This window comes from Aestuariivirga sp. (genome assembly GCF_041738905.1).
Taxonomy (GTDB): Bacteria; Pseudomonadota; Alphaproteobacteria; order Rhizobiales; family Aestuariivirgaceae; genus Aestuariivirga.
On record NZ_JBGSOZ010000151.1, the window covers coordinates 49,705 to 62,814 of the forward strand.

The 13,110-nt window shown below is 61.4% G+C and carries 10 protein-coding genes; 6 read left to right on the forward strand and 4 right to left on the reverse strand.

Annotated elements, in window-relative coordinates:
- Positions 1-3 precede the first annotated feature (3 nt).
- The 4 genes from ACEW8Q_RS14135 to ACEW8Q_RS14150 all read left to right on the forward strand — a co-directional run bounded on the left by ACEW8Q_RS14135 (position 4) and on the right by ACEW8Q_RS14150 (position 5,646).
- Positions 4-3,159 (forward strand): efflux RND transporter permease subunit, encoded by a 3,156-nt coding sequence (locus tag ACEW8Q_RS14135; RefSeq protein ID WP_373504692.1) that lies wholly within the window; start codon positions 4-6, stop codon positions 3,157-3,159.
- A gap of 13 nt (positions 3,160-3,172) precedes the next feature.
- Positions 3,173-3,541, forward strand: a complete 369-nt coding sequence (locus ACEW8Q_RS14140) for a hypothetical protein (RefSeq protein WP_373504693.1) — start codon at positions 3,173-3,175, stop codon at positions 3,539-3,541.
- A gap of 214 nt (positions 3,542-3,755) precedes the next feature.
- Positions 3,756-4,109, forward strand: coding sequence for a hypothetical protein (locus tag ACEW8Q_RS14145; protein ID WP_373504694.1), 354 nt, complete (start codon positions 3,756-3,758; stop codon positions 4,107-4,109).
- 79 nt (positions 4,110-4,188) lie between these two features.
- Entirely contained in the window at positions 4,189-5,646 is a 1,458-nt protein-coding gene (locus tag ACEW8Q_RS14150) for a multicopper oxidase family protein (protein WP_373504695.1), read from the forward strand.
- 77 nt (positions 5,647-5,723) lie between these two features.
- On the opposite strand, the gene ACEW8Q_RS14155 is transcribed toward ACEW8Q_RS14150, so the two are convergent.
- The 3 genes from ACEW8Q_RS14155 to ACEW8Q_RS14165 all read right to left on the reverse strand — a co-directional run bounded on the left by ACEW8Q_RS14155 (position 5,724) and on the right by ACEW8Q_RS14165 (position 9,310).
- Positions 5,724-8,048 (reverse strand): heavy metal translocating P-type ATPase, encoded by a 2,325-nt coding sequence (locus tag ACEW8Q_RS14155; RefSeq protein ID WP_373504696.1) that lies wholly within the window; start codon positions 8,046-8,048, stop codon positions 5,724-5,726.
- A 162-nt stretch (positions 8,049-8,210) separates the two neighbouring features.
- A complete protein-coding gene (locus ACEW8Q_RS14160) occupies positions 8,211-8,597 on the reverse strand; it encodes a DUF302 domain-containing protein (protein ID WP_373504697.1) in 387 nt (128 codons plus the stop codon).
- Between the two features lie 206 nt (positions 8,598-8,803).
- Positions 8,804-9,310: a calcium-binding protein gene (locus tag ACEW8Q_RS14165; protein WP_373504698.1), complete on the reverse strand. Its 507-nt coding sequence runs from the start codon at positions 9,308-9,310 to the stop codon at positions 8,804-8,806.
- Between the two features lie 183 nt (positions 9,311-9,493).
- Here ACEW8Q_RS14165 and ACEW8Q_RS14170 point away from each other — a divergent pair, with 183 nt between their 5' ends.
- Positions 9,494-10,216: a response regulator gene (locus ACEW8Q_RS14170; RefSeq protein ID WP_373504718.1), complete on the forward strand. Its 723-nt coding sequence runs from the start codon at positions 9,494-9,496 to the stop codon at positions 10,214-10,216.
- Positions 10,213-11,616: an ATP-binding protein gene (locus ACEW8Q_RS14175; protein ID WP_373504699.1), complete on the forward strand. Its 1,404-nt coding sequence runs from the start codon at positions 10,213-10,215 to the stop codon at positions 11,614-11,616. The genes ACEW8Q_RS14170 and ACEW8Q_RS14175 overlap by 4 nt, the downstream gene beginning before the upstream one ends.
- Positions 11,617-12,270: 654 nt before the next feature.
- Here ACEW8Q_RS14175 and ACEW8Q_RS14180 read toward each other — a convergent pair.
- The gene (locus ACEW8Q_RS14180; protein ID WP_373504700.1) at positions 12,271-12,972 is read right to left on the reverse strand and encodes a Crp/Fnr family transcriptional regulator; all 702 of its coding nucleotides are present in this window, start codon (positions 12,970-12,972) and stop codon (positions 12,271-12,273) included.
- Positions 12,973-13,110 lie beyond the last annotated feature (138 nt).

The window sequence follows — 13,110 nt, forward strand, 5'->3', positions numbered from 1 at the left end:
CTGATGTTCAACTTTCTCGTCACTCAGTCGCTAAAGAACAGGCTCTTCGTTCTGGCCATTGCCGCGATCCTCGTCCTCTACGGCGGCTTCACCGTGACGAAGCTGCCGGTCGACGTGTTCCCGGATCTCAACCGGCCGACCGTCACCATCATGACCGAGGCCGAAGGGCTGGCCCCTCCGGAAGTCGAGCAGCTTGTCACTTATCCCATAGAGACGCAGATGAACGGGCTGCCCGGCGTTTCCCGGGTGCGATCGACGTCAGGCGTCGGGCTTTCCATCGTCTATGTGGAGTTCGACTGGAACACCGACATCTACCGCAACCGGCAGCAGATCGCCGAGCGTCTGGCGCTCGTGCAGCAGCAAATGCCGGAAAACGTCGTGCCCCAGATGGGACCGATCAACTCGATCATGGGCCAGATCATGCTCATCGCGGTCACCGGACCCGATGATGTCTCGCCGATGGAACTGCGTGAACTGGCTGATTTCACGATCAGGCCGCGGCTTCTGACCATCCCCGGTGTGGCCCAGGTCATCCCGATTGGCGGCGAAGTGCGGCAGTATCGCGTTTCGCCCAATCCGTCGGCGATGCGAGCACTTGGCGTTTCCTTCGAACAGGTGGAAGCGGCACTCGCCCAGTTCGGCGCCAATACCGGCGGCGGCTTCACGGATCAGTACAGCCGCGAGTTCCTGATCCGAAACATAGGCCGCACACTGTCGCTCGACGATCTCCGGGGGCTGGCGGTTGCCACGGTGGGCGGGCAGCCCATAGCACTCGAGCAGATCGCGGACGTGGGCTTCGCGGCGCGCGTCAAGCGTGGCGAGGCCGGTTTCCAGGGCAAGTCGGCCGTCATCGTCTCGGTGGAGAAGCAGCCGGGCATCGACACGGTGCGTCTGACGCAGAATGTCGAGACGGCACTGGCGGAGATCACCGCCACGCTGCCGAAAGGCATCAAGGCCGACAACATCCTCTTCCGTCAGGCCAACTTCATTGAGACCTCGATCAACAATGTGAAAAAGGTCCTACTGGAGGCGGTGGCGGTGGTGGCGATCGTGCTCTTCGCCTTCCTGCTCAATGTGCGGACCACGGCCATATCGCTCACCGCCATTCCGGTTTCGATCCTGGTCACCGCCATCGTCTTCCACCTCATGGGTCTTTCGATCAACACCATGACCCTGGGCGGCCTCGCCATCGCCATCGGCGAACTCGTCGACGATGCCGTGGTCGATGTCGAGAACATCTTCCGGCGGCTGCGCGAGAACCGGGAAAAGGGCAACCCGAGAAGCGTCTTCGATGTGGTGGTCTCGGCCAGCCAGGAGGTGAGGTCCGGCATCGTCTATGCCACGATGATCATCGTCCTGGTCTTCGTGCCCCTCTTTGCTCTGTCCGGTATCGAGGGCCGCCTCTTCGCGCCTCTTGGGCAGGCCTACATTATCTCCATCCTTGCCAGCCTTGTGGTGTCGATCACGCTCACGCCGGTGATGGCCTACTACATGCTGCCCGGTATGAAGCGTCTCGACGAGCATGAGGGGTTTGCTGTCCGTGTCCTGAAGCGTGGGAACGCCGCCTTGCTCGGGTGGGCCTTCCGTCACCCCAAGACCCTGATGGCGGGTGCACTTGCGGGCGTGATCGCGGCGGCAAGCTTTGCAACGCAGCTCCCGCGGTCCTTCCTGCCTCCCTTCAATGAAGGCACGCTGACGATCTCGATGCTGTTCAACCCCGGGATCTCGCTGGCGGAGAGCCACAGGGTCGGCCTCATCGCCGAGCGCCTTATCATGGATGTGCCGGAGGTGAAGTCGGTTGGACGCCGCACGGGCCGTGCCGAACTCGACGAACATGCCGAGGGCGTGCACTCGTCCGAGATCGATGTCGACCTTCACGCCGAAGGCCGCTCGAAGAACGAGATCATCAACGATATCCGCTCGCGCCTCTCCGTCCTGCCGGTGTCGACCAACATGGGCCAACCCATCTCGCACCGACTGGATCACATGCTGTCGGGCGTGCGCGCGCAGATTGCCCTTAAGATCTTTGGCGAGGATCTCGACACCATCCGTGCCCTGGCGGAGGAATTCCGCCAGAAGCTTTCGGCGGTTCCAGGGGTGGTCGACCTGCAGGTCGAAAAGCAGGTGAGAATCCCACAGCTCGAAGTCATCGTGGACTACCGCCGCGCTGCGCTTTACGGACTTCAGCCCTCGGCCGTGACCGAGCAGCTCGAACGGCTCTCCAATGGCCGCATCGTTTCGCGCGTGGTGGACGGGAACCGCCGGTTCGACGTGGTCTTGAGGCTCCAGGACGAGCGCAGAACCACCCAAGGGCTCGGCGATCTCCTCATCGAGTCGCCTGCCGGATGGATACCGGTGCGCCAGATCGCAGACGTCGTCGAGACCGATGGCCCGAACCAGATCCTGCGGGAGAACGGCAAGCGCCGCGTGGTCGTGCTGGCCAACACCGACGGCTCCGCCGACATGGCGACCGTCATCGCGAATATCCGTAAGCTTGTCGCGGAGTCGAAGCTGCCGCCCGGCTTCTTCACAAGCCTCGAGGGCACCTTCCAGGCGCAGGAAGAGTCGATGCGCACGATCGGGCTGCTGTCGCTCGTATCGTTGGCCATGGTGTTCGCCATTCTCTTCAGCCGCTATCGCTCGGTCCTGTTCGTGGCCATCATCATGTCGAGCGTGCCCCTGGCGCTGATTGGTTCCGTGACGGCGTTGTGGATTGCGGGCCAGCCGCTCTCGGTTGCGTCCATGATCGGCTTCATCACATTGACGGGGATCGCGACCCGCAACGGGATTCTGAAGATCAGCCACTACATCAATCTGGCGATCCACGAGAACATGCCCTTCGGACCGGATCTGGTCATGAGGGGGAGTCTCGAACGGCTCACGCCGGTGCTGATGACAGCGCTTTCTGCCGGTGTGGCCCTACTGCCGCTGATGATCGACGCGCAGGCACCGGGCAAGGAGATCCTCCACCCCGTGGCGATTACCATTTTCGGCGGCTTGGTGACCGCGACGGTACTGGACAGCTTCCTGACGCCAACCCTCTTCCTCCGCTACGGCCGTAAGCCGCTCGAGCGCCTTGTCGCGCAGGCGCGGGAGAGGGCACGCCAGCAGGCCGCTGGCCATTCGTCGCAAAGTCCGCAACCTGCTGAAGCTTTCTGAATTGGAGATCCGCATGAAGAAGATCGTCGCCGTCCTTGGTTTCTGTTTCCTCATGATCATGCCTGCACTTGCGCATGCGCCCCGGCCTGGCCCCAATGGCGGCCTCATGGTCGATGCCGGGGATTACCATACCGAGCTCTTCGCGGATGGGAGTGAGACCGTGACGCTTTTCCTGTTCGACGTGAATGACCAGCCTGTGGAAAGTGCCGGTTTCAAAGCGAACGCCATTCTGATCGTTGGCGGAAAGCCCGCTCGTTTTGCGCTGGAGCCCGCCGGTGGGCAGAAGATGGTGGGCAAGGCGCCCGGGCTGGTCGAACCCGGCGTCAAGGGAGCGGTGCAGATCACCTTGCCGGACGGCGCCACGATACAGGCGAAGTTCTGACGGAGCGCTATTGATCGTGCTGTCCAAAGTACTGGCGGGTTCGGTATTTCACTCGGGTTCCTGGCCGGAGACCGGAGAGGGATGAGACGGGCGGGTGCGGCTCGGACTGGCAGCGCAACAATAGGTCTTGACCTTCCCAGCGTGGTAAGGTGCAGAAGCCTTGTCTTGCGGTAGGTCAAAGTTCCGCCGCACGAAATGCATAAAACTAGGTCCAATGTTCTCCAGGCTCCTCGCCATGCTGCTGCTCGTGCTGCTGGCCGTCCTTCCGGCGGCAGGCCAGGCGGTCGCTTTTGTAGGTGCTGAGCACTGCGCCCCGGCCTCCCACGCCATGACGATGGAAGCCCATGATGGCGCTGCTGCTGGAGCTGATTGCAACCATGGCGCCGCCCACCATCAGATGCCCTGCGCCATGATGGGGCTGTGCACCATCACTGGCTGCATGGAATTGACAGGCATCGTGACCCCTGAGGCTGTAGCCTTGGGGCAGCGCATGAGCTTCCGCGCTCCAGAGGCCCTGCAGGTCGATGGTCTGGCGCTTGCGCCGCCATTTGAGCCTCCGCGCGCCTGACGCAGTCCTAACTCTCTCCTTCATCCTTGATCTGATCAGTCGTGCGCCTCTTGCAGCGCGCCCAATGAAAGCATTCGACATGAACCGTAGAACCCTTCTATCCGGCACCGCATGCGCCGTCGCGCTTGGCCTTGCCGGCCGTCCGCTCTCGTCCGCCCGCGCTGCAGCGCCGCGCATCCTGACGGTCGACAGCCGTACTATCGAGGTGAACGGCCGCGCCGCCAAGGTCTTCAGCCTCACAGGTCCCGATGGCAAGCCCGGCCTCACCTTCAACGCCGGCGAGAATTTCGACGTCACTCTCAATAACCGGCTTGCCGAGCAAACGATGATCCACTGGCATGGGCTCACGCCGCCTAACCAGTTCGACGGCGTGCCGGACATGCCGATGCCGCTTCTCAAAGCGGGCGAACAGCGAACCTACAGCTTCCCCGTAGGCTCCGGCGGTACCCACTGGATGCATGCCCATACGCTGCAGGAACAGGCACTCCTGGCCGCGCCGCTGATCGTGCGCAGGCCCGAAGACCTGTTGGCCGACGAGCAGGAAGTAGTGGTACTGCTGCATGACTTCTCCTTCACGCCCGCGGCGGAACTACTTGCGAAGCTCAAGAGCGGAAGCGGCGGGCACGGGGAGATGATGCAAGGCATGGATCACGGCGCCATGATGCAGGGAAGCGGCGGCATGAAGGGCATGATGATGTCCGGCGGCAACATGGGCAGCATGACGATGCAGGGCGGCATGGACCTGAATGACATTGCTTATGACGCCTTTCTCGCCAATGACCGGACGCTGGACGACCCGGAGATCGTGCCGGTCGCAGCAGGCGGGCGCGTCCGTCTCCGCATCATCAACGGGGCGACGTCCACGGGCTTCACGGTCGACCTTGGAAACCTCTCGGGCGACCTTGTGGCCGTGGACGGACAACCCGTCGTGCCGATGTCCGGACGCCGGTTCCCGCTCAGCATGGGCCAGCGTGCCGACATCCGCGTGTCCGTGCCGAAAGAGGGAGGCGCATTTCCGGTGCTGGCATTGCGCGAAGGAGCGCCAGAACGCACGGGCCTCGTTCTCGCCACGCCGGGTGCCACGGTTGCCAAGATCGTGACGGCCGGTGACGGCGCGGGGCCGGTCCTGAGCCTTGACCTTGAAGCCCGAATGCTGGCGGCGGAACCGCTTGTCTCACGAACCCCGGACAGGACATTCATGGCGCATCTCTTCGGCAACATGGCTGATTACAGCTGGGGCATTGCCGGAGAGCCGATCAGGGTACGCAAGGGCGAGCGCATCGAAGTCGAGATGATGAACATGTCGATGATGGCTCATCCCATGCATCTTCACGGGCACCACTTCCAGGTGACTGGGATCAACGGCACGCCATTCAATGGCGCCATGCGCGATACGGTTCTCGTGCCGCCCATGCAGTCCGTGCGCTTTGCGGTCGATGCAAATAATCCAGCGAACTCATGGGCATTTCACTGTCATCACCTCTACCACATGGCGAGTGGCATGATGTCGTCGTTTGCCTATGAGGATGCGACCTGACGCAAGAACGGCGCGGGCGGCGAACGCCCGCGCCGACTGGCCTTTTCCTTCAGACAGCTATTGGTTCTGGAACATCATCAAAGTGCGACCCGCCGCAGCCGCAGCGCGTTGGTGATGACCGAGACGGAGGAAAGGCTCATCGCCGCTGCCGCGATCATCGGTGACAAAAGAAGTCCAGTGACAGGATATAGCAGCCCCGCCGCAATCGGCACGCCTAATGTGTTGTAGGCGAAGGCGAAGAACAGGTTCTGCTTGATGTTGCGCAGCGTGGCACGCGCCAGCTTTCGCGCCCGCACGATCCCCATCAGATCACCGCCGAGCCGGGTGATGCCGGCGCTCTCCATCGCCACGTCCGCCCCGGTGCCCATAGCGATGCCGACATCGGCGGCGGCTAGCGCGGGCGCGTCGTTCACCCCGTCGCCGGCCATGGCGATCTTGTGACCATCCTTGCGCAACTGGTCGATCAGATCCTTCTTGGCCTCGGGCAGAACGCCCGCGCGCACTTCGTCGATGCCAAGTCTTCCAGCCACCGCCTGTGCCGTGCGCTCGTTGTCGCCGGTCGCCATGATGACGCGCAGACCTTGGGCATGCAGTTCACGGATTGCCTGCGCCGTGCTGTCCTTGATCGGGTCGGACACCGCCACGATTCCCGCCAGTGCGCCGTCTACCGCAATGAACATTGCTGTTTTGCCTTCAGCGCGTAGAGTATCGGCCTTTGCCTCAGCCTGTGCCGTATCCAGTCCCATCTCTCGCATCATCGACGCATTACCGAGTGCGACGGCCCGGCCGCCGATCTTGCCACGCACGCCTTTTCCGGTGATAGCCTCGAATTCCGTCGCCTCCTGACGTGCAGCGCCCTGTGCCTCGGCCCCCTCGACGATCGCCTCAGCCAGCGGATGTTCTGAGCCGCGCTCGAGTGCTGCGGCTAGCGATAACAGGCCAGTCGCCTCGATATCACCCAGCACCACAGTATCGGTTAGCTTCGGCTTTCCCATCGTCAGGGTGCCGGTCTTGTCGACGATCAGCGTATCGACGCCCGCCATCCGCTCCAGCGCCTCGGCATCCTTGATCAGCACCCCCGCCTGCGCGCCTCGCCCTGCTGCCGTGGTGATGGAAATTGGCGTCGCCAATCCAAGTGCGCAGGGGCAGGCGATAATCAGCACTGACACAGCGGAGGCGATTGCGAAGACCAGAGCGGGTTCCGGCCCGAAGATGAGCCAAGCGACGAACGCGAAAATGGCGATAGCCACAACCGTCGGCACGAACACCGCCGACACCCGGTCAGCCAATCCCTGGATAGGCGCACGCGAACGGCGCGCGTTCGATACCATCGCCACGATCTGCGCCAACACCGTATCGGAACCGACCTTTCCCGCCTCGATCACCAGAGAGCCATTCTTGTTGATTGTGGCCCCGGTCACCGCATCGCCCGAGGCCTTTTCAACCGGCATGGACTCGCCGGTCAGCATGCTTTCATCCACACTGGATCGACCCTCGATAACGACGCCATCCACCGGCACGGCATCACCGGGGCGCACACGCAGCCGGTTGCCCGCCATGATGTTTTCCAGCGGCGCGTCATATTCTGTGCCATCAGGCAGGATCCGCCTTGCGGTCTTGGGAGCGAGATCAAGCAGTGCCCGGATCGCGTCGCCTGTGCGTTCCCGCGCCCGCAGTTCCAGGACCTGACCCACGAAGACCAGTGCCACAATCACCACCGCCGCCTCGTAGTAAGTGCCAACGCCGTGGCCCATCCGGTAGGCATCCGGAAAGACGCCCGGCATAAAGGTCGCGACCAGGGAATAAAGATAAGCCGCCGCCACGCCGAGGCTGATCAGCGTCCACATGTTGGGTGAGCGGTTTACAACCGAGTCCCAGCCGCGCTTGAAGAACGGCAAGGCAACCCAGAGGATGACCGGTGTCGCCAGCACGAACTCCAGGTAGCTGGCTACCTGATGCCCGATCCAGTCGCGGACCGGCAGGGAGACCAGTTCGCCCATTGTCAGAACAACGAGGGGGACCGCTGCCGCGGCCGAAACCCACATCCGTCGTGTGAAGTCGGTCAACTCCTCGCTGGGCTCGCCGGAGGGCAGCATCGGCTCCAGCGCCATGCCGCAGATCGGGCAGGCACCAGGCGCGTCGCGGACGATCTCGGGGTGCATCGGGCAGGTATACTGGACATTGGTGGGGACGGACTTCTTGCGCCCGGCAGCCCGGCCGGAGGCATAAAACCAAGGGTCTGCCTGGAACTTCGTCTGGCACTTGCCCGAGCAGAAGTGGAAGGACTTGCCGTCGAACGTCTCGGAGCGCGTCTCGGGCTTCAGGGTCACGGTCATGCCGCAGACCGGGTCGACGGCCGTCGGCCCGGCGCTGAGTCTAGGCCCCGTGTTGCCCTGGTCCATTTCGGGGTTCGAATGACTGTAGCCTGCGTGCGGATCGACGGTGGACAAGGCGTTCTCCTTTCGCGGTCTGCGCCGCGTGAAGGCCGATGCACAGGCCTTCACGTTCGAATTGCTCCTTCCCAACGCTGGAAGGTCAAGCGCAAAATGAAGCAGTGAGTCCGCTCAGATCGCGGCAACGGCCTTGGCCAGGAGGTCACGTACCTGAGCTGCCACACCAATCAACTCGGCATTGTCGATCGCCTGCATCGAGGCCACAGGATCGATGGCGCTGACTTCAACCCCGGTATCGACCTCGCGCAGGATCACGTTGCAGGGCAGCATCGCTCCCACCCGAGGTTCCATGCTGATGGCCTGATACGCCATTTTTGGATTGCAGGCGCCGAGGATCAGGTAGGCCGGCATGTCGACATCCAGCTTCTTTTTCATAGTCGCCTTGACATCGATTTCGGTCAGGACGCCAAAGCCGTTGGCGGCAAGTGCTTTCCGGGTGCGAGCGTCAACTGCTTCAAAATCTGCATCCACAATCAGCCGATTTATTGTGTAGTCCATTGGCTAACCCCTCAGTCTAATTGCGCAGGTATTTGACGAGCGCTGCAATTGCAAGGCCCACCAGCACAAGAATGACGATCATCCAGAGCCAGCCGAAGCCCATTCCGAAGCCCATGCCATAGTCATTCATCATGTTTTCTACCATTCTGTGAAGGAAGTGATCCGCCAACTTGCGCCGGCCCCAGTTGGCGGAGACAAAGCACGTTTCAGTTGTCGTTCATCATGCCCTTGCCCATGTCCATCATGCCACCCTGCTGTCCGCCCATATGGCTTTGCATCATCGCAGCCATTGCGGCCATTTCAGCTTCGGTCACCTGTGCATCACCGTCGGCGTCGTGCATCTGGAAGGCGCGCACCGTCATCGGCCGGGTGTGGGCCGCATGCATCACCGCGAATTCCTCCAGCGAAAGCATGCCATTGGTATCGGTGTCGTAGGTCTTGAGTTCAGACTGAACGCCGACAGTCATCTCTTCAGGGCTGAGCATGCCGTCCTTGTTGGTATCAAACTTGGCCATTGCATAGCTTTGGGCTCCGCCCATCATCATGCCCATCCCGCCGCCCATTATGCCGCCATGCCCGCCCATCATGCCCATTCCGTCATTCATCATGCCGCCATGTTGCATCTGGGTCTGTTGGGCGACCACCGGCAGCGCAATGACAGCAAGGCCAAGGGCGGCAACGGCTGCTAAAGCGAATTTCGTCGAGCGTCTCATTCGATCTCTCCTGGATTGTATTGCGATCGCTTCAATTTGTGGGGCAGATGTCCCACAAGTGTGTCAGGCGAACCGATGTTTTGTATCAAACTGTCGCAAGCAGCGGCGCAAACAGATATTGCGACAATCTTCTGAAGGTAGCGCCTGCAGTATCGGCTAGTGTCAGCCTCAGGAGACTGTATGATGACTCATCCGCGCCACATCCTTATCGTCGATGATCACCGCGAGATCCGCGATGCGCTGGTAAAGTATCTGGAGAAGAACGGCATGCGCGCGACCTCTGCCGCCGATGCGGTGGCGATGGATGCGGCTATGAAGGTGGGGCACTTCGACCTTGTCGTGCTCGACGTGATGATGCCGGGCGAAGATGGGCTGTCAGTCTGCCGCAGGCTTCGCGCGAAGAGTGACATTCCGATCCTGATGCTGACTGCGCTGGGGGCCGAGACTGACCGCATCGTGGGGCTTGAAGTTGGGGCGGATGACTATCTGCCCAAACCCTTCAACCCCCGCGAGTTGCTGGCCCGCATCAAGGCGATCCTGCGCCGGTTCGACCGGGTGGAAGTAGCAGGCGGCAGTCTCGCGGGGCACAAACTGGCATTCGACCGTTGGGTGCTCGATACCGATCGCCGAACCCTGATCGAAGCCGATGGTGCCGAGGTTTCACTGACCACCGCCGAATTCCGTCTGCTGACGGTATTTCTCGAACGGCCGCGCTTCGTACTCAGCCGCGAACAATTGCTCGATCTGACCTCGGGACGTGCGTCACAGGTATTCGACCGTACCATTGACAACCAGATCAGTCGCCTGCGTCGCAAGGTCGAAGTCGATTCCGCCAAGCCCGTGCTGATCGCCACTGTCTGGGGTGGTGGGTACAGCCTTGCGGCCGATGTGAAGGAGATTCCGTGAACACGCGTTTTCCCCTCCTGCGCAGTTTGTTTCCTCAGTCCCTGGGGGGACAATTGCTGGTTATGCTGCTTTTGGCCCTCGCCATCACGCAGGGGCTTGGCCTCTTGCTGCTGACGGATGAACGCAATCGTGCGGTGCGGGCGGCGTTGGGGCTTGAGGCGGCAGGGCGGGCGGCTAATGTGGTCCTGCTCCTGGACAACGCCCCCGCCGAACTGCGCCCATCCATCCTGCGGGCGGCAGATTCGCCTCTGGTGAGGTTCGAAATTGGGGCAGAACCGGAAGCGCCACATGACAGCGCCGAGTCGGATGTTGTTCTGCGCCAAATCCGGCAGATTCTTGGCGAGCCAGACCGTGAAGTTCGCGCTGATGTTCATGCTCTTTCCAGAGTTCCCGTGCCGATGCCGGACGGGGTGCCCGTCGCCATGCGCCCGATGCACGAGACGATGATGGCTGGGCGAACCGAGCCCGTTGAGCTGACGTTATCGATACGTCTGGCGGGTGGTGATTGGCTAAACGTGCGCACGATGTTTCATCGCCCGGGTCTGCAGCTTTCACCGCAAGCCCTCTTGCCCTTGCTGTTGATGGCGGTTGCTGTCGCTCTGGTGGCATGGTGGACTGCGCGCCGTGTTGTTGGCCCGATGCGCGCCCTTGCCGTCGGCGCCGACCGGCTGGGCCGTGGCCTGGATGCATATCCGCTGCCGATGACGGGGCCGACGGAGGTGCGCGATACCACGCAGGCCTTTAACCGCATGAAAGACCGGCTGACCCGTTTCGTGAACGAACGCACGCATATGCTTGCCGCCCTGAGCCATGACCTGCGTTCGCCCCTAACGGCCATGCGGCTCAGGATCGAAATGCTGGATGAATCCGAAGACAGCATACGGCTGAAGGCTTTGGTCGAGGAAATGCAGGCAATGGTGGAGGCAACGCTGGAATTCGCGCGCGGAGTCGTGAGGGCTGAACCCTCCTCGAAGGTCGACCTCACCGTGCTGCTGAGTGACCTGGTTGGCGATGTGGGCGGTGACCGCGCAACCCTTGTCGCATCGGGGCCGCTGCCCGTCACCATCCGCCCGCAGGCCCTGAACCGCGCGCTGCGCAACCTCATCGACAATGCGGTCCGCTATGGCGGCGTGGCGAAGGTGACGCTGAAACGGGAGTTGGAAATGGCTATCATTACCGTCGCTGACAAGGGCCCCGGATTACCCGACAATCAGCTCGAGACTGCCTTTGAACCATTTGTGCGTCTGGAAGGGTCACGCAGCCGCGATACGGGCGGTGCCGGTCTGGGTCTGGCAATTGCCCGAACCATCATTCAGGCCCATGGCGGGACGGTAAAGCTCCGCAACCTGCACGAAGGGGGTTTGGAAGCCGTTGTTCACCTCCCCATCGAAGCAGTGTAGTAGACCCGGGAAGAGTAGGATCACCTTCAGGTGAGTGATTATGCTTTTGCTGCCATTTGGATGCGCGCATGGGATTCGAAAAGAGAGCAAATCTGACCCCAATTAAATCAATAACTTACGAGTGGAGAACGTTGGATTTCAGACCCGTTCCCTCCGCCAGTTTCCCATTGCAAACTCCAGAACGACCGATTTAAGTAGCGAAATTCCTTTTGTTTTCAAAAGGGTTTGCAAGGGTAATGCGGACTTCAGAGACTGGGGACCGGCCTGAAATCGGTCTCCGAAGGGCCTCCGTCTCATTCCGACCGGACCTCATCGAAATCAGTACGCATTCAAAATATCATGTAATATCAGTTGCTTAAACTTTCGGCGAATCCGTGCTGTTGGAGTTGGTTCTCTCGCCCTCGGTATACTTAAAACCGGCGGTACGCATGGTGGAGCACATTTCTCCGGGGCGCAGGACCACGCAGAATTATGATGAGAAACTGGACGGACCCGAACAGCGTGCCAATTGTAATCTGGTGCGGGTGTTTCAGATCAGCTGATGGTTAGGTGCCGGCTATCCGAACACACCGTCTGCCGAGGCGGCGGACCCTTCGGGGCGTGGTAGCACCCGTTTCCTCAGTATCCTCTTTTTCGAACCGCCGGGGGCCGCAGCTAAACTGGGACCTCGGCAACGAACTTTTGAAGGCCCGCTGGATCGTGCACCACAACACCCCGATAATCGATCTCCAGATAGCCTTTTGCTGCAAGTTTCCGCAGGATCGTGCCAGTGGCGTTGCGCGACAGGTTTGCTGCCTCAGCGAGCTCTGCCTGGGTAATCGGGAGGCGCACCGGCTCCATCAGGCCCGACGAGAGACCGCGCAGCCCCGCGAACCGCAGGATCGTGGCCGCGAGACGCCGGTCTGATTGGCGGATCAGCAGATCGGACGCAACCATTGCGCTCGTGTCGCCATACTCGGCAAGCAAACGCATGAAACAGCGCCACCACAATGTCGACTCGTCCAGCAGCGGAAGGATCTTGGCCTTCGGGATGACCGCGATCCACAGGTCTGTCCGGGCCTCGGCTGTAACGTCCCGCGGCCGCTCCAGGAGCAAAGGACCATACCCTATCCACAATACCGCATGGGCCATATGCATTACAGGGTTTCCGGCGCGGCCAAGCGTCGAGGTCAACGCAACAGTTCCATGCGCCAGCCCGATGACGTTATCCTTCTCCTCTCCGCCGAGCGTGAGCGTCGTGCCCGGATCGACGTGGCACCAGCGGGCCGCGGACAGAAATCGCTTCCGAAATTCGGGTGGCGTACCGGCCAGCCAGCCGGACGATCCGAGAATTGATAGACCACTCTCGCGCTCCACTCCACATGGCCTTTCGTTCCACGCTGACAATAATCCCAAAACATTGCACATTTTTGGTCATCATGAAACGGAAAGCGGGATACACTTTTGCGGAAACTGCTGCGCGCCAGCATGGTGGTGCGTCAGAATCTCAAGCGA